General features: G+C 47.5%; 15 protein-coding genes. 8 read left to right on the top strand and 7 right to left on the bottom strand.

The window, feature by feature from the left end; all coding sequences use genetic code 11:
- Positions 1-255 precede the first annotated feature (255 nt).
- Positions 256-1,071 (top strand): DUF2935 domain-containing protein, encoded by an 816-nt coding sequence (locus tag AC3WTJ_RS04760; protein WP_492520807.1) that lies wholly within the window; start codon positions 256-258, stop codon positions 1,069-1,071.
- 243 nt (positions 1,072-1,314) lie between these two features.
- Positions 1,315-3,633, top strand: coding sequence for a helix-turn-helix domain-containing protein (locus AC3WTJ_RS04755; protein ID WP_492520806.1), 2,319 nt, complete (start codon positions 1,315-1,317; stop codon positions 3,631-3,633).
- A 125-nt stretch (positions 3,634-3,758) separates the two neighbouring features.
- Here AC3WTJ_RS04755 and AC3WTJ_RS04750 read toward each other — a convergent pair whose 3' ends face one another.
- The 3 genes from AC3WTJ_RS04750 to AC3WTJ_RS04740 are packed head-to-tail and all read right to left on the bottom strand — an operon-like array spanning position 3,759 to position 6,698.
- Positions 3,759-4,775: a glycoside hydrolase family 130 protein gene (locus tag AC3WTJ_RS04750; RefSeq protein ID WP_492520805.1), complete on the bottom strand. Its 1,017-nt coding sequence runs from the start codon at positions 4,773-4,775 to the stop codon at positions 3,759-3,761.
- A 36-nt stretch (positions 4,776-4,811) separates the two neighbouring features.
- Complete coding sequence (locus tag AC3WTJ_RS04745; RefSeq protein WP_492520804.1) at positions 4,812-5,729, bottom strand: carbohydrate ABC transporter permease; 918 nt, start codon at positions 5,727-5,729, stop codon at positions 4,812-4,814.
- A 24-nt stretch (positions 5,730-5,753) separates the two neighbouring features.
- On the bottom strand, positions 5,754-6,698 hold the full coding sequence (locus AC3WTJ_RS04740; RefSeq protein WP_407868428.1) for an ABC transporter permease: 945 nt from the start codon (positions 6,696-6,698) through the stop codon (positions 5,754-5,756).
- Between the two features lie 281 nt (positions 6,699-6,979).
- Here AC3WTJ_RS04740 and AC3WTJ_RS04735 point away from each other — a divergent pair, with 281 nt between their 5' ends.
- The gene (locus AC3WTJ_RS04735; protein WP_492520803.1) at positions 6,980-9,736 is read left to right on the top strand and encodes an alpha-mannosidase; all 2,757 of its coding nucleotides are present in this window, start codon (positions 6,980-6,982) and stop codon (positions 9,734-9,736) included.
- Positions 9,737-9,764: 28 nt separating this feature from the next.
- On the top strand, positions 9,765-11,045 hold the full coding sequence (locus tag AC3WTJ_RS04730) for a glycoside hydrolase family 125 protein (RefSeq protein WP_492520802.1): 1,281 nt from the start codon (positions 9,765-9,767) through the stop codon (positions 11,043-11,045).
- A gap of 545 nt (positions 11,046-11,590) precedes the next feature.
- Here AC3WTJ_RS04730 and AC3WTJ_RS04725 read toward each other — a convergent pair.
- Positions 11,591-13,201: an extracellular solute-binding protein gene (locus AC3WTJ_RS04725; RefSeq protein WP_492520801.1), complete on the bottom strand. Its 1,611-nt coding sequence runs from the start codon at positions 13,199-13,201 to the stop codon at positions 11,591-11,593.
- A gap of 425 nt (positions 13,202-13,626) precedes the next feature.
- On the opposite strand from AC3WTJ_RS04725, the gene AC3WTJ_RS04720 reads away from it, so the two are divergent.
- The gene (locus tag AC3WTJ_RS04720) at positions 13,627-14,997 is read left to right on the top strand and encodes a catalase (RefSeq protein WP_492520976.1); all 1,371 of its coding nucleotides are present in this window, start codon (positions 13,627-13,629) and stop codon (positions 14,995-14,997) included.
- A 39-nt stretch (positions 14,998-15,036) separates the two neighbouring features.
- Here AC3WTJ_RS04720 and AC3WTJ_RS04715 read toward each other — a convergent pair whose 3' ends face one another.
- Positions 15,037-16,419 (bottom strand): aminotransferase-like domain-containing protein, encoded by a 1,383-nt coding sequence (locus AC3WTJ_RS04715; RefSeq protein ID WP_492520800.1) that lies wholly within the window; start codon positions 16,417-16,419, stop codon positions 15,037-15,039.
- A 156-nt stretch (positions 16,420-16,575) separates the two neighbouring features.
- Here AC3WTJ_RS04715 and blaOXA point away from each other — a divergent pair, with 156 nt between their 5' ends.
- The 3 genes from blaOXA to AC3WTJ_RS04700 all read left to right on the top strand — a co-directional run bounded on the left by blaOXA (position 16,576) and on the right by AC3WTJ_RS04700 (position 19,729).
- Positions 16,576-17,367: a class D beta-lactamase gene (gene blaOXA / locus AC3WTJ_RS04710; protein WP_492520975.1), complete on the top strand. Its 792-nt coding sequence runs from the start codon at positions 16,576-16,578 to the stop codon at positions 17,365-17,367.
- Between the two features lie 114 nt (positions 17,368-17,481).
- Positions 17,482-17,949 (top strand): GlcG/HbpS family heme-binding protein, encoded by a 468-nt coding sequence (locus tag AC3WTJ_RS04705; protein ID WP_492520799.1) that lies wholly within the window; start codon positions 17,482-17,484, stop codon positions 17,947-17,949.
- Positions 17,950-18,313: 364 nt separating this feature from the next.
- Positions 18,314-19,729 carry an S-layer homology domain-containing protein gene (locus AC3WTJ_RS04700; protein WP_492520798.1) on the top strand — a complete coding sequence of 472 codons (1,416 nt, stop codon included), beginning with the start codon at positions 18,314-18,316 and terminating at the stop codon, positions 19,727-19,729.
- 722 nt (positions 19,730-20,451) lie between these two features.
- Here AC3WTJ_RS04700 and AC3WTJ_RS04695 read toward each other — a convergent pair.
- Positions 20,452-21,342 carry an ABC transporter permease gene (locus AC3WTJ_RS04695; protein WP_492520797.1) on the bottom strand — a complete coding sequence of 297 codons (891 nt, stop codon included), beginning with the start codon at positions 21,340-21,342 and terminating at the stop codon, positions 20,452-20,454.
- The gene (locus AC3WTJ_RS04690; protein ID WP_492520796.1) at positions 21,323-22,102 is read right to left on the bottom strand and encodes an ABC transporter ATP-binding protein; all 780 of its coding nucleotides are present in this window, start codon (positions 22,100-22,102) and stop codon (positions 21,323-21,325) included. The genes AC3WTJ_RS04695 and AC3WTJ_RS04690 overlap by 20 nt, the downstream gene beginning before the upstream one ends.
- Between the last annotated feature and the right edge of the window lie 3 nt (positions 22,103-22,105).

The raw sequence follows: 22,105 nt of genomic DNA, 5'->3' as shown, positions 1-22,105 counted from the left end.
GAATCTCCTCTCTTATCTGCCTTTTTGTTCACCTTACTTCACTTATTGTAGCCAGCAATTGTTTGCTGATAGTTATAGATGCTTTAAGAAATTGTTGCCGATATTACCGATGTTTACACAATTCGTTATTCACTGTTGTCAGAACGGGCATTATAATGCAAACAACGGGCATATCATGTGTTATCATCTGACAAGCCAATGCTCACATAATGTATTACAAGGAGAGAATTCCATGTAAAAAGGGAGCTGTGAAGGATGACGGCAATGAACTTCGAGGACGGTGCACTCTTTGAGCTCCGATTTTGGCTTCAAGTTTTTGGGGATCATGCTAGATTTATCAGAGATGGGCTGGCTCCAGGAGAGGATACCGAAATAACCAGAGCAGAACAGTTTGTTTACGCATTTGATCAGCTCAAGGATTCAGCAAAGCAGAATTTGGATCGTTCGAATATCGCCGCCTTGCTTCAGACTGCTAATCCTTGCCTCTCACAATTCCGAGCCTACAAACTTCATTTGCTGCAACGGTCGATAACGGGGCATATTGTCATTCACTTGTCTCCGACATTTATCAATCATATGGTCGATGAGATCGAGGAAGGGATACGCGTTTTTGCGGCACTTACAAGCGGCCAACTCCCTCCAGCAGGACCGGCTATTCACCATCATTTAGTTTGGCTTTTGGATGCAAGCGGCCACAGTGGCATCTTGTCAGGCCAATTTGATCTGGTAGAGAAGAACTGGAAAAACAAGAGCGAGGAGTTTGAACGTTATTTTCTGGCTTATTATCAGAAAGCGATTGAACTCGCAGGTTACATGCGTACTGGGTTACCGGATTTCCCAGCCTTGCGCAGGTTTAACCAAGAAGCCAATAGCGTTATGCTCCTGTTCATGAAATTTCTATCCGAAGTACAGGAGTTTACAACAGGAAGAGAATTACTTAGCACATTAACAGAACTCATGCCCGATCATATGTTTCGGGAAGAATGTTATTATTTGTACAAACTCTCGCAATCTGCTGCAGGCATACCCTGCCCTGAATGTAATCCTGCCAAACCAAGAGCAGGGAGCTAATCTCTATATGTCGACTTATGTAAAAAAACCAAGAGAACTCAAGGAATAATTTTCTTGGGTTCTCTTGGTTTTCGTTCGTATTGGCGGCTATTGGACTCATGATAGTCCCATTATTCGCCTGACCTTCAGACCGCCTGTCCTTTCCTTTACACCGGCTTATTTTTCAGCCATAATGAGGAGATGCAAACAATTAATACCCTCTAATTGATCTATGTTAGTCTAGTATGGAGAGGAAGCGCATTCATGTCGAAATCATCCTTAAAGTCATCCGTTGTGTCCAGCTTCCGAATGTCTTGGAACAGCTTTAAATCGAAATTGCTTCTTAAATATGCCTTATCTTACATACTGATGTTCCTCATTCCCTTGACCGGTGTTACGATTTTCATCTATGAAAACGCAATCAATGATTTGCGCAGAGAAATTGAGCAGACGAACGTCAACCAACTCATTCAAGTTAAATTATCGATTGATGAACGCATGAGTGAACTGCAGCAAATTACAAGCCGCATTGCTTATGACAAGCAGCTCAGCTCCTACATGGTACATCATCCGTACTATGAGATGGAAGCTATCGACACCTTGGGCAATTACAAAGTGAACAGCAGCATTCTGGAAGATTTGTTTCTGTATTTCCATAACGATGAGAATATTTACTCCTATCGTGGTTTAACGAATGTGCATGTAGCATTTGGAGATTGGTACCACTATAGCAATTGGACCAGCGACCAAATCTATAGCGATTTGAATAAAATCAAGCAGCCGATGATTCGCCCAGCCGAGAATGTAACCGTTAACTCGCGGAATGACTCCATGCTGACGATGCTTTTCCCGATCAAGCCGAACGATCTCTATCCCACGGCCACAGTCGTTTATATGGTCAGTGAGGAGAAGCTGACCGGCGTTATGGACATGATACTTAACAATTTTTCTGGGAGCAGCTACATTTTCAATCAGAACGGACAGCTTCTTACTTCCAATAATCATGGAAATGCACTTCCGGAACAGGCAGTTGGGTCCTTAGCCTCTCTAGAACCCGGCATACATAACATGAAGCTCGACGGCGTAGAGCATTCCGTAGTTTCGGTAAGATCCAAGGAGAACAATTGGAATTATGTAACTGCGATCCCAAGCCATCAATTTTTCAGTAAAGTGGTCCATATCCAGACCTTATTCCTCCTGGTGTTCTGTATCACCGTTTTATTCGGCATTATCGTAGCCGTGATCTTAGCGAAGCGGCAGTACCACCCGATTAGGGATTTGATTGAATTCACCAAGATGAAGAGCTCCAATTACGACATGACACGGAACGAGTGGGACTGGATTAAGCAAACGCTTCATGATTACAGCGCCCGCATCGACACCCAGGAGCCATTCGTCCGCAACCAGTGCCTGCTGATGCTGTTCAAGCACGGCAAGCCGGATGATCCGGAAATTGAACGTATGGTGGCGAGCGCCGGACTTGAATATCCGCACGGGCAAGGATTGTATGTCTCCCTTATCCTCGCGTGGGATGACAATCTTGAGGGCGGGGATTCCTCGAACATTCGGCAGCATCTGCAGGAGATGTTTAATGAATTGGAATTTCCGAGTCTTCAAGCTCGTGTTTACGGCGTAGAATTCTCGGCAAAAGACCAACTGGCCTTGCTCGTCTCCGTCCCTGCGGAAGCTCAAGAGTCCGCCCAGAAGCGGATCGAGGATGTTGTCGAGGCGATTAAAATCATGATGAACAACAGCATTCAAATTATGCCGTACATCGGCGTAGGAATGCCGTATCCAGACCTCGCCTCGATCAACCAATCATTCATCGAAGCAGCTACGGCGATTGATAATCGAATTCTGGGCTCTAACGGACGAGTGACTTACTTTGAGCAGCTGCAGGATATGATTGCTTCAACTTCGTCCGAAGCCTACTGGCTGCCGAAGAAGTCGATGCTCAAGCTGGAGCAAAGCTTAAAGCAGGGCAACGAAACGGTAGCCAATCAGGTAATTATTGATCTGATCGCCGAAATTAAGGAGGCCGCCGTCCCTGCCGCATTACTGCGCTGCATCTGCTTCGATCTATTGAACTCCTTGCTGAAAACAGCTCATGAGTTGGGGGTCAGCGAAGTGTTCGCCGGGATTCACAACTTCTCCGTTTTCGAAACGCTGGAGGAGCTTGAAGACCGATTAACTTCCCTGGCCGTCAGCATCTGCCAGCAGGTCGAACGGAATACGGAAACGGAGCAGCCTTCGTTAATTGAAGATATCGTCGCGTATGTGGATCAGAAATTCGCTGACTACACGCTCAGTCTTGAGCATGTGGCTCTCAAATATTCCATCTCGATCTCTTACTTGAGCCGCACCTTCAAAGAGAAAATAGGCCATAACTTCACGCAATATATTTGGCAAAGAAGAATGGAAGAGGTTATTCGACTGCTGGTCCATACGACCGCACCACTTAAGGATATTATTGAGCAGGTAGGCTACTTGGACGCACCGAATTTTATCCGTAAATTCAAGAAAGAAACGGGCTATACGCCGGGACAATATCGGAAACTATATGCCAAAAAAGAGCAGGAATAACCTGCTCCTTTCACAAAGCTGCCCCTAAAGTCATGAAATGACCGAGGGCAGCTTATCTTATGTGGAAGTAAAAACCAAAGAACTAAGCGAAAACAGGCCGCTTAGCTCCTTGGTTTTTTAAAAATTTATTGAGGCTCGTTAAGTATGTACGCTACCAGCTCGTCCAGAGGCACGGTGGCCAAAGCAATAGCCGTGTCCGTCACCCCGTAGTAAATATAAAGCAGTCCATCCTTCACGACATTCCCCGTAGGGAAGATGACATTCGGAATTTGGTAACCGAATTTCTCATAATACGTCTCCGGCTCCATGATGAAGTTTTTCGTGCGGGCAATCACTTTCTCCGGGTTTTCCAGATCCAGCAGCAGCGCCCCCATGCGATAGACGATCTCGTCATCGACACCATGGTAGAGCACCAGCCAGCCCTTATCCGTTCTTACCGGCGGCGTGGAGCCTCCGATTTTCCGTGATTCCCATGCGGGATTCTCGCCTTTGGCCAGCAGCTTCGGCTCCTCCCAGTGAATCAAGTCTTCCGAATATGTAATCCACATGGCTGCCTTTTCCGTGCCGTATTCTTCCCCTACATATTCCTCAGGACGGCGCAGCATAACGAACTTGCCATTAATTTTCTCCGGGAACAAAATGTTATCGCGATCATTGATCTCCAGAGGAGTCGTGTCAGCCACAAATTCCCAGTCGATCAGATTCGTCGACTTGGCGATCGAAGAGCGCGTCCGCCAATGGACTTCCTGCTCCCCCCAACCGTCTGGATACGATGGGAACGATCTCTCCGGAACACCGCGATTCGTCGGGTAATAATTCATGGCGCACGGACGCAGCGCATAGTTCATGTAGAACGTGCCGTCAATTTTGACAACACGCGGGTCCTGAACGCTGCCATAAGGGAATCCGAGCTCATCAGGCGTCAGAACAGGTTCATCTTTCACATGCGTGAAATTCACGCCGTCTTCGCTTTCCAAAAGGCCCAGGAAATTTTTGCACGGGGTCAAGGAGCCCGCCGTACGCTCAACCATGTAGAATTTGTCATTGTCAATAATAACAGCCGGATTGAACACCGTCACTTTGCGCCATTCGTAGCCTCCCGGAACGACAATCGGGTTATTAGGATGTCTTGTAATTTTCATACTTATTGCCTCCTAGATAGATGGGGTAAATTGCAACTAGCCTTTGACGGAACCGATCATGACGCCTTGTACGAAATAACGCTGCAAGAAAGGATACACCACAACAATCGGCAAGGTAGACACGATGATCACCACATATTTTACAAGTGCAGCAATCTCGGCCTTGTTATTCATCGCGATAGCCATATCGCCGCTAATCGCAGCGCCTGTGGTCTCCGCCGTCATTTCTTGCAGGACGAGAATTTGGCGCAGCACCATTTGCAACGGATATTTCGTCTCGTCATTCAGGTAAATTAACGCAGGGAAATAACTGTTCCAATGGCTTACGCCATAAAACAGGGCCATCACCGCAATAATTGGCGCAGATAACGGAATGATAATAAGCCCGAACAGCTTAAAGTTCGTGCAGCCATCCATATAAGCAGCCTCATGAAGCTCCTTGGGAATGCTGGACTCAAAAAACGTACGAGCAACAATGATATTCCACACCGAAGCAGCTACCGGCAAGATGAGTGCACCGATGGAGTTCATCAATCCCAGGTTTTTCACCAATAGATAGGTCGGAATGAGGCCGCCATTGAAGAACATCGTGACCAGGAACATCCCCATGAAAAACTTGCGGCCGACAAAGTCCGCTCGACTAAGCGCATAGGCGGCAGGCAGCGTAACGACCAGGTTCAGCAATGTACCGATAAAGGTGTACAAAAGTGTATTGCCATAGCCGTTCCAAATTTTCATATTATCGAACACAAGCCCATATCCTTTGAAATTAAGCCCCTTTGGAAACAGCCACATCTCTCCGGTGCTTACATACTTGGGATCGCTCATTGAAGCGCTAATAATATATAACACAGGGTATAGCACCACGATCAAAGCCAAGCTTAAAAACACATAGTTCATGATGAGAAAAATCCGGTCACCCTTCGTCTCCTTAACTGCAGTGGCAACAGCCATAAATGACTCCTCCCTTCTTCTTGTCTACCACAAGCTCGTTTGACTTGTTCGTTTGGCAATTTTGTTAACAGTAATCAGCAGAATCGCGTTGACCAGCGAGTTGAATAGGCCTACGGCTGTGGAGAAGCTGTATTGCGCGCTGACAAGCCCCGTACGATAGACAAATGTAGATATCACGTCGGACGAATTTATGTTCAGCGGGTTTTGCAGCAGTAATACTTTTTCATAACCCACGCCAAGAATATTGCCCACATTCAAAATCAATAAAATGGTAATCGTCGGCACAATTGTCGGAAGATTAATATGAAGAACACGTTTGAACCGGCTCGCTCCATCCACAATGGCCGCTTCATGCAGCTGCGGGTCTACACCGGACAGCGCCGCCAGGTAGATAATCGTCCCCCAACCTGTGTTCTGCCAAACCCCCGAGAAGACATACACCGTCTTGAACCAGCCCGGGTCCGTCAAGAAAGCCGGAGCATGGATACCGAACAGCTCCATCAACTTCACAATGATTCCGCTTGATGGAGACAGGAAGGTAATCACCATCCCCGCCATGACCACGACAGAAATAAAATGTGGTGCATACGTAATCGTTTGGACACCTTTCTTGAAAAAACCATTCTTCACTTCATTAAAAGCAAGAGCCAATATAATGGGAAGCGGAAATCCGATCGCTAGCTCATAAAGGCTGAGGCTAAACGTATTCCACAATAAATCCCAGAAGTAATAGGAATGAAAAAACCGCTCAAAATGTGCGAATCCTACCCAGTCACTCCCAAAGATCCCCTTAGATGGCGTGAAATTTTTAAAGGCAATTTGAATCCCGTACATCGGTCCGTATTGGAAGATCAGGAAATACAAAAAGGCCGGGGCGATAAATAAGTACAGTTCCCAGTTTTTCTTCATTCTCAAAAATAGCGAACTGCTGCTTGACACCTTCGTGTTACTTGCTGTTTGTTGACTCATTGTACTCATTTCCTCCATCCTCTCCTTTCTCTGCATGTTGGTTGCTGCTAACGCTTACATCCGTCTTTTAAAGTGTAGAAAAACCGAGCGTATTCGTAAATATGTGAAATCTGCATTGTCATTCTTCAGCCCCTCTAAGCCTTGATAGGCAAGGAATTATCATGAGCAAATCATACATATTGTCATTCCCGACGATATGTGTGAATCTGTCTACGAAGTAAAATAAAAATGACTGATTTTTGGTCCCCATTTTTACTTTATAAAAGGAGGGTTTTCATTCTATGACTAAAAAATCAGCTCATCTGATCTCACATAGTCACTGGGATCGTGAGTGGTATATGCCGTACGAGCGCCATCACTATCTATTAACCGAACTGATGAACGATCTGCTAGACACGCTCGAGCGTGACTCTGAGTACCGTTATTTCCATCTGGACGGACAAACGATTATTATCGAAGACTATCTGCAGGTTCATCCTGAAAAAAGAGAGCAATTGGAAGCCTACATCAAAGCTGGCCGCATCATTATTGGTCCTTGGTATGTCCTGCAGGATGAATTCTTGACCAGTTCGGAAGCGAATGTCCGGAATTTGCTGATCGGACATCAGGATGCGGCCAAATACGGCGTCATCTCCAAGCTGGGATACTTTCCTGATTCCTTTGGTAACATGGGCCAAGCGCCACAATTGCTAAAACAAGCGGACATTGATACGGCTGTGTTCGGACGCGGTGTAAAACCAACCGGTTTCGACAATGTTGTCATTGACGCGCACGGCTCCGGCTACGAATCTCCCTATTCCGAGATGTATTGGTCGTCCCCGGACGGCTCCAAAGTTATCGGAATCCTGTTCGCCAACTGGTACAGCAATGGCAACGAGGTTCCGGTCGAAGCGGAAGCAGCCAAGGCATTCTGGGACAAACGGCTGGGCGATGCACAGAAGTACGCGTCTACATCGGAGCTGCTGTTCATGAACGGCTGTGACCATCAGCCGATCCAACGCGATCTTAGCGAAGCTATCGACACCGCCAAAGCACTCTACCCTGATGTCGATTTCATTCACTCTAGTTTCGAGCAGTATATCGATGCGCTCAAAAAGCAGCTGCCCGATGACATGGTGACCATCCAAGGCGAGCTGCGCAGCCAGCACACTGACGGCTGGGGCACGCTGGTCAATACCGCATCCGCCCGTGTCTATCTCAAGCAGCTGAACCAACTTGGACAGACGCTGCTAGAGAAGGGCGCTGAACCTCTGGCGACGCTAGCTCATCTGGCGGCTGGCAAAGCCTACCCGCATCAGCTGCTCACCCATGCATGGAAGACGCTGATGCAGAACCATCCGCATGACAGCATCTGCGGATGCAGCGTGGACGAGGTTCATCGCGAGATGGTCACGCGCTTCGACAAGAGCAGGCACTTGACCGAAACCATCATCGACGAAAGCTTGCAGGTGTTGGCAGGACAAATCGATACAGCCCGTGTTGCCTCCTGGCCGAAAGACAGCCTGCCTGTCACGATCTACAACATGACTGGCTGGGAACGTACAGGCACTGTCCGTATTGAATTACTCGTCGCCAAATCTTACTTCAAAGAAGGCCCGAACCCGCCGGCCATTGCGGAGAGGCTGGCCCAACTGCCATTGAACTTGGACAATGGCGTGTTGCTGGACGACCACGGCCAGGCTATTTCGGCCAAGGCGGAGGATCTGGGCGTGCACTTTGGCTACGAATTGCCGAAGGATAAATTCCGGCAGCCTTATATGGCGCGCAGAATCGCGTTGACTTTCGAAGCGCAGCAGGTTCCGGCGTTGGGCTTCAAAACGTGGGCCTGGGTTAGCGATCCTACAGTGCAAGCTGAGGCAGTAAATAGTCCGCTAATCGCGACGGATTCCGGCATGGCCAACGCGCATATAGCGGTTAGTATTCACGCAGACGGCTCTTATGATATTACCGACAAAGAGACAGGTTTCACCTACGAAGGCATGGGCGTATATGAAAACTGCGGCGATCTCGGGAATGAGTACGTTTTCCGTCAACCTGACGGAGATATAGCTTTGACAACCAAAGGTTTGCCGGCTCAAGTAAAACTGGTTGAAAATGAGCCTTATCGAGTGACCTATGAGATCAAGCATACTTGGCTCATCCCGGCTTCCGCTTCGGAGCTGTTCGAAGATGAGAAGCGGAAAATGGTTCCTTTCCGCAAGCGTGCGGTTTCGCGCTCAAGCGAGCTGGTGCCATTCGAGCTGATCACTCGTATCAGCCTCGAGCAGTCCAGGAAAGGCGTTCAGGTATCGGCTTCCTACAATAACCAAGCCAAGGATCACCGCCTCCGGGTGCTGTTCCCTACCGGACTGACAGCGTCGACGCATCTGGCTGATTCGATTTTTGAAGCTGCTGAACGCGATACAGTGCCGGCCACGGAGTGGGTCAATCCGAGCAACGCCCAGCATCAACAGGCTTTCATCAGCGTATCGGATGGCACGCAAGGCCTGATGATCGCCAATAAAGGGCTGAACGAATACGAGGTCTTACGCGACGGCAAGAACACCATTGCCGTCACCTTGCTTCGCAGTGTGTCCGAGTTGGGCGATTGGGGCGTTTTCCCGACACCGGAAGCCCAATGTCTTGGCGATCATACGGTCGAGTTTGCGATTTATCCGCATAAGGGCAACGCGATCGAATCCGGCGCATTCGCCTCGGCGTACCAATTCCAATCGCCGTGGTTCCACACGACTGCGATGGGACAACAGCAAGGCACGCTGCCGAGTAGTTATCAAGCGTTGGAATGGAGTGGCTCATCGCTTGCTTTGTCGGCATTCAAGATGTCCCTGGACCATGACGATGTCATTGTCCGACTGTACAATCTCGCCAACGAGGCGGAGCAGCTGACGCTGAAGCCTTCCTTCCCGGTCGCTGCAGGCTATCAGAGTGACATTCTGGAGCGCCATCACGATTCGGTCGAACTCACAAACGGGTTAATCCGCACTACAGCAGGCAAGTCTGAAATTATCACTTATGCGTTTCAGCACAAACTATCCTAAACCTTATATCCCAGGAGGAATATTCATCATGAATTTACCCGCTTCCATTACCGAATTTCTGAACGAAGCCGATCTTAAACTCGCACACAACCCGAAGCTGCAAAAGCTGTTCAGAAACTGCTTCCCGAACACGCTGGAAACAACAACCAAGCTCCTTGACGATGGCACCACCTTCGTATTTACAGGAGATATTCCAGCCATGTGGCTGCGTGACTCTACGGAGCAGGTTCGCCACTACATTCCTTTCGCCAAGCAAGATAAGGACCTGCAACGCATCATCGGCGGTCTCATCGCGCGCCAAATGTTTTACATCAACATTGATCCTTACACCAATGCTTTTAATGAAACTGCAAGTGACAAGCACTACCGAGATACAGACGATTGCGATCTGAACCCGTGGATGTGGGAGCGGAAATATGAAATCGATTCTCTCTGCTTCCCTGTGCAGCTTCTTTACTCTTACTGGAAGGAAACCGGGATTACTGAAGTTTTCACCCATTCGGTTTACCAGGCGCTGACGTCCATCGTGAACTTGATGATTACCGAACAGTATCATGATCAAAAGTCACTGTATCATTTTACGCGCCAAACAAAGCAGCATACAGAAACGCTCCAAAATAACGGGCGTGGTCTTCCGTCCAACTACACCGGCATGACCTGGTCCGCTTTCCGTCCGAGCGACGATGCCAACCTGTACGGCTACAATATTCCGGGCAACATGTTTGCCGTCGTGATTCTCGGCCACATTATCGAAATGGCTGCGGATATCTACAACGATACACGCCTAGCTGCACGCGCAGAGAAATTGCGGAAAGAGATCGACTTCGGCATCCAAACATACGGCATCGTCGACCATCCGAAATACGGCAAGATTTATGCCTACGAAACGGACGGTTACGGCAACTACTGCCTGATGGACGATGCAGGGACACCTGGCTTGATCACCATCCCTTACATCGGGTACACCGGCATCGACGATCCGATCTACCAGAATACGCGCAAGTTCGCGCTTAGCTTCGATAATCCGTATTATTTCGAAGGCAAATACGCCAAAGGCATCGGCAGCCCTCATACGCCTGGCGGCTACGTCTGGCATATGGCCTTGTCTGTGCAAGCGTTGACTTCCAACAATGTCGACGAGATCAAGGAGCTTATCCAGACGCTGATCAATACGGATGCGGACACAGGCTACATGCACGAAGGATTCCATCCGGATGATCCTTCCAATTTCTCGAGACCATGGTTCGCTTGGTCAAATAGTCTTTTCGCCTCTCTGATTTGCAAGGCTATGGACGAAGGACTCGTCTAGTAGCATAATAAGCTCCTCGTTAGCCCTTACCGGCTGCGGGGAGCTTTTTAGTTGCGCTAAATTCATACCCATACTCTAGCCAACGCCAACGCCATTATCCGCGTTCACACACACCAGGTTCTACAATCACACTTCAATGTTACCTGCCATCTACGCTCCATCCCATCACACTATTCACCATACAACCAACCTCCGCCGCACCTGCCTATTACAACTTTCATTAACCAACGGAGATCCTGCCAAGGCTATCCTTAAAAGAACTAGAGTCCCCTATTTAACTAAAAATGAACAGTTTCCTCTCCGAGCGGAACTACAGGATCTTATTTGGCCACCACACCACATTTTCCAGGTGGAATTGCCAAAATAGCGCCCCGTAGTTCCCATTCCAGATGGAAAAACTGCCTTTTCAGGAGAATAACGGCTCGTAGTTCCTTTCTTTCGTTCATACGGGAGAACTCGCCCCTCAAAATTTAAAGATTCACGTAAAAAAAAGGCGTAAAGGTCAATCTCACCTCTACGCCCGCTTCTATTCGTTCAGTCATTCACTAGCTGTTTTTCCAACGATCATATGCTTTTTGATAAATCTCTTGGAAACGGTCCGCCCCCATCTTCTTCAGGGTTTGTACATACTTGTCCCAGCCGTCCAGCGATTCTTGTCCAGTAGTAAACTTTGCTTCCATCTGCGCAACATAAGTTGTGAGATCGGAGCGCAGTGCCGCAACTTCACCAGATTCCGCTTCCGTCAAGTATAATGCCGGGAACGGTACGCGTGCGCCACGGTCCAGCAGTTTGGTTTTGGACTCATTTTCCACCCATTTCGCGAAATCGTCCTTCACAGGCTCATCCGGTACAACCATTGGTGAAGCGATACCGAAGTTAGGTGTAATCTTGGAGCGATATGTCTCTCTATCTTCACCATTCGGCACTGGCAGGTACTCAATTTTGCTCTTGGTGCTGTCCGTATATTTCCACAGAATGCCCTCTGGCCCTTTGTTGAACAGCATTTGGCCTTCCGGTGAGTACATATAGTCTACCCAACGAATCGACGCTTCCGGTGATTTATTGGATTTGGAGATTGCAAATGTGCCTGTCGAGAAACCTTTATTGCTCGCAATGGCTGGGGCGCTTACCTTGTCACTGCGAACCGGACTGAACATAACGTCCTCGGTGTTAGGCTTCCCGCCATGGGACATGTAAGCATGCCAGTCGGAGAACAGCAGCACTTGATCGTTTTTAATCTTCGCTTTCTTCTGGTCATCCGTCTGTGAGAAGGATTCGTGATCCAGCAGATTGTCGGCCCAGAGCTTGTTGAGGTACGTTACGTAGCCTTTATAAGCGTCTTCAGCCGGTGTATAGTGAACTTTTCCTTTATCATCCACGTACAATTCTTCCTCATAGGCTCCAAATGCGCCAAGAAGCCACGTACGGATATCTCTCAGCTTGATGCCTGAGGAAGAGGACAACGGAATCTCATCCTTTTTGCCGTTTTTGTTCGGATCTTCATCTCTGGCGCGCTTCAGCAAATCATACAGCTCATCCGTCGTCTCCGGCAGCTTCGTCACATTGAGCTCCTTCAGCATCTTGCCGTTGTACCACATCGGATTTCGGTACCACGGCTGGAACGGTTCAATGCGTGGAAGCGAATAAATATGTCCGTCCGGTGCTGTGATTGACTTCCGAATATCCGGTTTATCGGCCAACACTTTCTTAATATTCGGAGCGTACTCATCGATCAGCTTCTCCAAAGGAATCAAGATGCCTTGGCTTCCGTAGTTCAGCTCTTCCGCTTGTGTCAGTTTCGATGCGAAGAAAATGTCCGGGTAATCGCCGCTTGCAAAAACAAGGTTTTTCTTCGTATCAAAACTGTCACGAGGAGCATTCCGGTAATCGATCTTGATGCCCGTAAGCTTCTCCATCTCTTGCATGACCGGCATATCCTTCCAGTTCTGAATCCCCATATCCGGAGCCATGATCGATAAAGTCAGCGGATTCTTCACGATCGGGAACCCTTCTTTATTCACTGAGCTTGCCTTCGAGTTTGCACTTCCGCTTGCGGCGCTTTCATTCTCTTTTTTAGTTGCGCAACCGCTTAATACGGAAAGTGATACCGCTAACACGAGTGCGGACGCCACGACTTGCTTCTTTCTCTTCAACATTGCATGTCCTCCCTTATGGTCATCTTTGAAAGCTGCTAGCGCTTACAAATTGAAGATTAAACGCTGCAGACGTTTTAGTAAATATGTCGATTTTGTGCTGTCAAAGACCTCCTATCCTCCCTGATCCAGGTCAGGATGGTTTGTACAAATCCGGTTCCCCCATTAAGTCTACTACCGAATATGTGATTTTTGTAAACCTTTCAGCCAGAGCAAAACATACACATTGTAACTTTTCAATTACAATTGTCAAAGATCAATCTCCCGCTACGTAAGCGATTTCGTCCATAAAGGATTGTCATAAGTGCAGGGATGTTCAACATAAATAATAAGAGATCAGGGAGAATTGACGGTTTGATACAGGAGGTACAATGATGAAAGATAATAAAGAATTTCCCCGAAGACCTTCCATCCAGCCATCGCAGCCTATGATAAATGATCAGCAGCTTCATGGTCATTCCCCTACACAATGGTCAACTGTTAAACCGGCTACCCATCATTCGCAAACTGTCGGTGACCGAGGTCCCGTACTGGAACAGGACAGCGTTCTGCATGAAACACTGGAAACTTTTATCCATGAAAAGATGCTTGAAAGGCCGGTACACGTCAAAGGATACGGCGCTTTCGGGTACTTTCAGACCGTCCATTCCATGGCGGCATACACTCAGCTTTGTTTTCTTCAAAGTCCAGGTCAGCAGGTCCCTATCACGGTGAGGTTCTCGTTTGCTGTCAGCAACAAGGGTACCCCGGACACTTCCCGCAATGTACGTGGCTTCTCCACCAAGTTTTATACGGAAAAAGGTGTTTTTGATCTCCTTTGCAATCACATCCCCGTTTTTGCGGTACGCGACGCCATGCGCTTTCCAGAGTTTATTAAAGCCTCCTTACCCTCACCGGTAAATAATCTCATCGATCCCGAGCGGTTATGGAGCTTCATAGCGAGAACACCGGAGGCCACGCATTTTCTTCTTTGGCTCTATTCCGACGCCGGTACGCTTAAGAGTTTTCGTCACACCCCTGGACACAGTGTTAACACTTATGTTTGGAAGAATGCAACAGGCGCCCGTACGTATGTCAAATATCATTGGGTTCCTTTTGCCGGCGTGCAGTACATAGACAGTCGCGAAGCCACTCAGCTTGCAGCGGAGAACCCGGATTTCGCTGGCAAAGATTTATACGATCATTTAGCAGCGGGAAACACGGTTGAATACGGACTTTACGTACAGTTGATGAACCCCTCGGATGAAACATCTCTTCCGTTTGATCCATTGGATGATACCAAAGTTTGGGATGAACGGCAATATCCGCTGCAGCCAGTAGGCCGGCTTGTGTTGAACCGTAATCCGGATAACTACATGGAGCAAGTGGAGAAAATAGCTTTTTCACCCGCCAATTTATTGGAAGGTGCCGAAATGTCAGACGACAAGCTGCTGCAAGGACGCAACAATATTTACTGGGATTCTCAGCGCCGGCGAATGGGGCCGGATTTCCGTAAGGTTCCTATTAACCACCAGGCCAACTGGTCCCCTGATTCGTTGGTAACCAGCGGGAATGGAAGATACGTAGAAGGCCATCTCATGCGATCGGATATCCCGAAGCAGGATGATTTTACGCAAGCGGGCCAGTATTACTACTCACTCTCTCCTGTGCAGCAAGATCACTTGGTTGCTAATCTCTCTGGCGATCTGTCCGGCATATCCAAGAATACGCAAAACATTGTTCTGAACTATCTCTACAATGCCTCTACCGAACTAGGAGAGCGCGTAGCTCGAGCCGTTCAACAGCATGAACAAGGATAATTGACAGCCAAGCATAGATGATTCGTATAAGTATAGGTGTCATCTTTTTTTATCTCCACTCACAAATCTCACTTCCGTCCGCCTGCTGAGCAGCTCAGTTATCCCTTTTGCAATCATCTGAACGCCTCGCTCAATCAAATCCTCATCCACTTGAGAGATACTAAGCCGAATCACGTTATCTTTAGCAAAATCAGGGAGGTACATGCGCTCTGCATGATCCACTAAAACATTCTGATGCTTCAGGTATTCCTGAAGCATCTTCGCTTTCATCGGCAACGGCAACTCAATGGTGGAATAGAAGCCGGATAAGGAACCCGAGTAGGTGGCGATAGCAGGCAGCCACTTCCGGAAAGCTTGCTGCAGGAGTGCAGCCTTCTTGCTATACAGTTTCCTCATACGTTCAATGTGAGCACTGAACATTCCGCTTTGAAGGTAAATCTCAAGCGCGCCTTGCGTCAGCATAGGCGTATGTACGTCTGCGGCGAACTTAGCTCGCAGATAATCTTCCCGCAAGGTATCAGGAAGTACGGCTAAGCCAAGTCGGAGGCCGGGCAGCATCACTTTCGAGAAGCTTTTGACATAAATCACTCTGCCGGAAGGATCGTAGGCAAACATCGGATCAGCCTTGGCATTCGAGTCCAGGTCGCCCATATAGTCATCCTCAATAATATACACATCATATTGCTGCGCTAATTCGACGATTTTTCGCTTTGTTTCATTCGTATGGCTGTAGCCGGTCGGATTGTGGAATCTGGACACTGTGTAGAACAACTTGATATCGTTATGTTTGAAAAACTGCTCTAACCGCGTTAGATCGATCCCCTCGTTTCCTACTTCTATGCCATAAGTCTCGCTTCCATGCTGACGTATAGATTCAATAAACCCAGCGTGCGTGGGCTGCTCCAGACAGATATGGCGTTTGCCATTCGGAAAAGGCAGGGATAGAAGCAGATGCAGAGCTTGCTGCGAACCGGAAACGACATAAATCTTATCAGGCACTGTGAACACCTGAAGCTCTTGCAAATGCTTGGCCAGCTGGACGCGAAGCGATCCAAGCCCTTGAATGTCCGAGTACGTGAACATCTCTTCTTTATAGCGTTCAATGGCTTGATTGATACAGTGTTGGAAATCCCGATAAGGCATCGCATGCCGATCAGGTCCAGCCGAAAGGAAGTCAATTGTACCGTGCACTCCCTCCAACTTTTCCCGTCTTCGATAACCCTCCAAGACGTAATAGCCGCTCTGGGGCACCGAATAGATGATGTGCCTCTTCTCTAATTCGCCATAAGCTTTCATAATCGTATTTTTGCTGCAAGCGAATTTCTGCGTTAAAGCACGAATAGAAGGCAGCCTGTTGCCCGGCTTCAAAGTCCCTTCCTCAATTTGCTTCATTATCTGATCCACAATCTCTTCATATAACATAGGGTTCATCCCCTCTTCTTCCCAACTGTAAGGGTACAATTCAAGAATACTACCCTATCAAATGCATGCCATTCCTCGTATACTCAACGTGAAGAAAGTAAATTGTTTCCATTTTAAACCAAAAAGGAGTGATGCATGATGAAAAAAATGAATAAAATGAAGGTAATCGTCTTACTGCTTATTGCCATGCTATTTACAAGTACAAGCTCTTTCGCCAGTATCGCGAGTTCAGCTAGCGCCAAGCCCGCCAACAAGGAACTTCATGTAGAAGAACTATTCCATGGAATAACAGGGACAATCGTGATCAAAAATTTGAAGACGGATAACTTGTATACCTATAATCCCCAGAGGAGCAATCAGCGTTTCACACCCGAATCCTCATTCAAAGTTGCTAATGCACTCATCGGCTTGGAGGAACATGCCGTAGAGGATGAGTACGAAGTTAAACGCTGGGACGGAATCGTTCGGGAATTCGACGTCTGGAATCGCGATCATACGTTAGCTTCCGCTATGCGAAATTCCGCTATCTGGTATTACCAAGCGATGGCTCGGGACATTGGCCCTGAACGGATGCAAAACAATCTCAATCGAATTGGATATGGCAATCAAGATATAAGTGGCGGCATCGATACGTTCTGGTTGAACAGCAGCTTAACGATCTCCGCACAAGAGCAAGTTCAGTTCATAGAGAATCTCGTGGAAGAATCGCTGCCGTTCCATAAGCAAACGATGAAAACGGTCAAACGCATTATGATCGATAACGAACAAGACGCATACACCGTTCATGGGAAAACAGGGACAAGGCTTTCCGATATGGGCCTCGGATGGTATATCGGCTATGTGGAGACCGATAAAACTTCATGGGTATTCGCCACCAACGTGGATAGTAGTGGTACGACCGCTAAGACGATCACCCTCGAGTGTCTCAAGCAATTGCATATTTTATGAGACTCACTCTACTTCTCATCATATCACGAATTGGGACCCCCTATAATTGAATTCACCCCGCCGGGGGAATGACCATACAATATCGGAGTATTCCAATTCTGAGGAGTGAACGTGATGTACAGACTAACGTTAGAAACGGCAAAATATGTTATGGAAGTCGCCGAACAGAAGGCCCGGCAAATGGGACTGAACAGCGATATCGCAATTGTTGATGAAGGCGCGAACCTGATCGCTTTCCATCGGATGGACGGCGCGCGAATTGCCGGGATCGATATCTCGCAAGGCAAAGCCTGGACTAGCGTTGCCATGCAAATGCCGACAGCCAACCTTGCGCAATCGGCCCTCCCAGGATCTCCCTCATTCGGGATTAACACGACCAATCATGGAAGAGTGACCATTCTGGGCGGAGGCATACCTCTTCTCCTTAACGACAAAGTCATCGGCGGCATCGGAGTAAGCGGAGGCACAAGCGCGCAAGATATTGAAGTAGCCACTGCCGCAGTTAATGCCTTTAATAGCATGTATACTGCTAGAGACCCTTGGGCTAGCGCCCGTATTGGTTCTAATCAATCTTACCGATAGGCGCATGTAAACGCCACTTTTATAAATATGTTATATTAAGTAAATATTGTATATTTTTAATCACAAACCAAACAGCGGCCGTCTAGGACTTGAAAAAGTCTTAGAAAGCCGCTGTTGTTTCATTAGGCGTGGCGCGGCTGATTGTGTTGTGTCAGTTCGTTGTTGTAGAAACCGATGATGTGATGTGTTCACCCCTCCGAAAATCCGTTTTCACCAACGTATTGGACAGGCCATTCGTTACCTTCTATATCCGTTATCATTTGAGAATTATCCAAAAATATTAAAAAAGTTTGCAACCTTTTCTTTCAACCCGCCGTTTATGAGATTGTGAAAGAAATAAACAAACTATTATGAGGTGAAATTTATGAAAAAAATATTCAAAACGATGACTCTATCAGCAGCCACTGCTGTTTTCTCTTTAACACTTGTAGGACAAAGCTTCGCAGCAGCGCCGAGCTTTACAGATTTGGATAAAGTTGCAGCCAAGGACAAAATCATGGCCCTACAACAAAGCGGTATCGTATCCGGCATCACGCCTGAGTTGTTTGCTCCTCAAGCCGCGATGTCAGAAGCACAAGGCGTTCAATTGCTTGTTAATGCATTCAAACTCAATCTGGATTTGGTGAAATTCGTAAAAGAGCCAAAAGCAACTGATTATTTCGTTAAAGCTATTAATGATGCTTGGTATGCCAATGCGCTTATCACGGCTGCCGTCAATAATGTTGAGCTCCCAAAAGATTTAGACCCTAATGCAACCTTAACTCGTGAACAGTTCACACATCAGCTCATTCACGCGATGGAAACATACGGTAAGCTGCCGCTGATTAATCCGGTTGTTGCAGATATTAAAGATAACGATCAAATTAACGTTGAATATTCCGGCTCCATCCAGCGCGCAATTAACTATGGGGTGATCAAATTGAGTGCAGATGGAAAAATGAATCCAAAAGCTGAAATCACTCGCGCGGATGCAGCAGAAGAAATTTTCAACGCCATTGAATATTTGAAAGCTCACCAAGCGCCAGCGGCTCCAACTGAAGCCCTTACAGCAACAGAAGGTGTGAAGCTGATTACTGAGACATTGGGACTTGTTGATACAGACATTAAAATTAAGATTGACCCGAACTCCAAAATGACTCGTGAGTCATTCACGAATCTGCTCGTTACGACGCTTCAATCAAGCGGTAAACTGCCTATGATCAAGGTCGTTCCAGTTGATATCAAAGATAACGACCAGATCGACATCTTAAATACAGGCGCTATCCAAACAGCGATTGCCATTGGTGCCGTGCAGTTAAATTCGGATGGCAAGTTCGATCCTAAAGCTGAGATTACCCGTGCTGATGCAACCGAAATTGCAACTAACGTTGTTGACTATCTGAAATCTCACCAAGTACATTCAGATCCAGGTGCAGCCATTACTGCAACGGAAGGCGTAAGACTGATCACGGAAACACTTGGACTCGTGGATACAGACATTAACATCAAGATTGACCCGAACTCCAAAATGACGCGTGAGTCATTCACAAACCTGCTCGTTCAGACGCTTCAGTCAAGCGGCAAACTGCCTATGATCAAGGTCGTTCCAGTTGATATTAAAGACAATGACCAGATCGACATTTTACACTCAGGTTCCATTCAAACAGCGATCGCTCTTAAAATCGTTAAATTAAATCCAGACGCCACCTTTAATCCAAAAGCTGACATTACCCGTGTTGATGCAACGGAAATCGCAAACAATGCTGTTGCAGCTGTCAAAGCGCTGCCGAACAATAAATAAAGATACATGACTGCAGAGAGAGGACGCGTTCAGCGCCTCTCTTTTTTTAGCTGGAGTTACCTATACTCCGCCCGCCTCCAGCATCCCCGCCCCATAAAACAAGGATAACCGACTTCGTCGTCCTTTTAGGACGAGCGCGTTTGTCAAGGTAGATGCGAAAGGAATCGTTGGAAGAGTTACTTCCCCTCCGTAATTTAGCTGGTTAAGGCTGGTTGGCCACCTAGAAGAACTACAGGGCGCTATTCTAACAAATTAAGCCCGTTTCCGCGTTCAAGCGGAACTCCAGGGCCCTATTTGGCGACTTACTCCCGATTTCTTCAAGAAAACGGACAAATAGAGGACGTCAGTTCTCCTCCACGTGAAGAGGAGCCTATTTCGATGAAATAGGGCCCTATAGTTCCCCTCAGGGAGCCAAAAGGGGCCTCACTTCGCCTCTATATTGCACTTCATACAACGATTGTTGCATTTAAACCGCTTACAATTCACCTTTTGCAACAAATGGTTGTATGATGTGCAACGAAAGACACAATCGCAGTCTGACCACACCATTACGTTGTATGTAATGCAACATAGCCCTTCAACTTTGCCGCACAGCCGTCTTTACAACGAGAAATATTTGTTTGAGTAGACTCAATTTCTTATCTTTCAAAAAAAGCTCCGAGCTATCACTCGAAGCCTCCTCACGCTATGCATCTCTTGCTTTATCGAAACTGATTAACAAACTACGTTTCAAAGTGGTACTTTTTCTTCGCAAATCGTCCAATGACATTCACTAATCCGTACATAACAATGGATAGAAGCGCCAACATCGCTATACTCACCATGACCATGTTCATTTGGAAAACTTGGCCGCCGTAAATAATCAAATAACCGAGTCCCGCTTTAGAGGACAGGAATTCTCCCATAATGACGCCGACCAGCGTCAAACCGACATTGACTTTTAGCGTTGCAATCAAGTTAGGAATACTTGCCGGCAGCAGCACCATCCTTAGCATCTGCGCCTTGGTTGCACCGAAGGATTCCATGAGTTTAAGCTTCGTTTTGCTAATCTCTTTGAACCCGCTCTCCACCATAATAATAGTGACGATGACCGATATGGCCATAGCCATCCCGTAAATCGAGTACTTATCTCCGAGCCAGATGTAAAAGATAGGCCCAAGCGCAACCTTTGGCAATGCGTTCAATACGACGACGTACGGTTCCAATACCTTGGAAGCAAAGGTTGACCACCAGAACACAACTGCTACGAGCGTACCGAACAGCATGGACACGACGATACCGATGAAGGTTTCAATGGCTGTAGTCCATGTATGCTTCAACAGATCGCCATGAAAGGCAAGCTCTTGAAAGGAGTGGACAATTTGCGAGGGTTTGCTGGTTAGCATGGAGTCCACCCACTTCATATTCGCGGCAAGTTCCCACAGCCCCAGGAACAGGACGAGTACCAACAATTGGGTGAGGCGAACCGCCCATAGCCTGCGCTTTTGTACCCGAAGATATTGGGCGTATTGAACTGACTCTGCCTTTTCCGGAATTTCCGCAACCAAGGCAATCGATTGTTCCTTTCTCGTTTCTGAACCTATACTGGGCTCACTAACCGGCAGTGACGACATGTCCTTCCAACTCCCTCCAAATTTGATTAAAGTACTCATTGTAACCGACTGCTTCTCGTTTGTTCCACGGAGTCAACGTTTCTCCCTTACCAAGCTCAATATTATAAACGGATGAAATCGTGCTCGGCCGTTTGGACATGACCATGACCCGGTCTCCCATACTGATGGCCTCGGAGATATCGTGAGTGACAAGCACGGCGGTCTTCCCTTGATCTTTGATGATCTTGAAAATTTCATCGTTCAGCGTGATCCGCGTTTGATAATCGAGAGCGGAAAACGGTTCATCGAGCAGCAAAATGTCCGGCTCCGTCACGAGCGTACGGATTAAGGCGACTCTTTGGCGCATCCCGCCCGAGAGCTGTGCCGGACTATGATGGGCAAAGCCGCCCAACCCGTAGCGGTCCAGAAGCTCCATGGCTTTCCGCCTCGCTTTCTGCAAATCCATCTTGCGTACCTCAGCGCCAACGAGCAAGTTGCTCAAAATATCGCGCCATTCAAACAAATGATCATGCTGCAGCATATATCCCACCTTGGGCGAAGTGCCGATCACTTCCTGCCCGTCAATCATCACACTGCCTTTTGTTGGTCTATACATGCCGGAGATCAGAGAGAGCATCGTACTCTTCCCGCAACCGCTTGGACCAACAATGCTAATAAACTCACCCGCTTGAATCGACATATTGATTTTGCGTATCGCCTCGGTCTCTTGCTTCAAAGTAAAATAGCTGAGGCAAACATCCTGCAATTCAATTTGCGCCATCTG

The organism is Paenibacillus sp. FW101-FHT12H11 (assembly GCF_058790355.1).
This window is presented reverse-complemented; position numbering and strand designations above follow the sequence as displayed.

What these genes read in the sequence shown, in the direction of transcription:
- AC3WTJ_RS04725 (WP_492520801.1), bottom strand. Translation starts at nt 13,201, where the DNA reads ATGTTGAAGAGAAAGAAGCAAGTCGTGGCGTCCGCACTCGTGTTAGCG.
- AC3WTJ_RS04695 (WP_492520797.1), bottom strand. Translation starts at nt 21,342, where the DNA reads ATGTCGTCACTGCCGGTTAGTGAGCCCAGTATAGGTTCAGAAACGAGA.
- AC3WTJ_RS04715 (WP_492520800.1), bottom strand. Translation starts at nt 16,419, where the DNA reads ATGTTATATGAAGAGATTGTGGATCAGATAATGAAGCAAATTGAGGAA.
- AC3WTJ_RS04720 (WP_492520976.1), top strand. Translation starts at nt 13,627, where the DNA reads ATGATAAATGATCAGCAGCTTCATGGTCATTCCCCTACACAATGGTCA.
- blaOXA (WP_492520975.1), top strand. Translation starts at nt 16,576, where the DNA reads ATGAAGGTAATCGTCTTACTGCTTATTGCCATGCTATTTACAAGTACA.
- AC3WTJ_RS04690 (WP_492520796.1), bottom strand. Translation starts at nt 22,102, where the DNA reads ATGGCGCAAATTGAATTGCAGGATGTTTGCCTCAGCTATTTTACTTTG.
- AC3WTJ_RS04730 (WP_492520802.1), top strand. Translation starts at nt 9,765, where the DNA reads ATGAATTTACCCGCTTCCATTACCGAATTTCTGAACGAAGCCGATCTT.
- AC3WTJ_RS04750 (WP_492520805.1), bottom strand. Translation starts at nt 4,775, where the DNA reads ATGAAAATTACAAGACATCCTAATAACCCGATTGTCGTTCCGGGAGGC.
- AC3WTJ_RS04705 (WP_492520799.1), top strand. Translation starts at nt 17,482, where the DNA reads ATGTACAGACTAACGTTAGAAACGGCAAAATATGTTATGGAAGTCGCC.
- AC3WTJ_RS04700 (WP_492520798.1), top strand. Translation starts at nt 18,314, where the DNA reads ATGAAAAAAATATTCAAAACGATGACTCTATCAGCAGCCACTGCTGTT.
- AC3WTJ_RS04740 (WP_407868428.1), bottom strand. Translation starts at nt 6,698, where the DNA reads ATGAGTCAACAAACAGCAAGTAACACGAAGGTGTCAAGCAGCAGTTCG.
- AC3WTJ_RS04745 (WP_492520804.1), bottom strand. Translation starts at nt 5,729, where the DNA reads ATGGCTGTTGCCACTGCAGTTAAGGAGACGAAGGGTGACCGGATTTTT.
- AC3WTJ_RS04735 (WP_492520803.1), top strand. Translation starts at nt 6,980, where the DNA reads ATGACTAAAAAATCAGCTCATCTGATCTCACATAGTCACTGGGATCGT.
- AC3WTJ_RS04760 (WP_492520807.1), top strand. Translation starts at nt 256, where the DNA reads ATGACGGCAATGAACTTCGAGGACGGTGCACTCTTTGAGCTCCGATTT.
- AC3WTJ_RS04755 (WP_492520806.1), top strand. Translation starts at nt 1,315, where the DNA reads ATGTCGAAATCATCCTTAAAGTCATCCGTTGTGTCCAGCTTCCGAATG.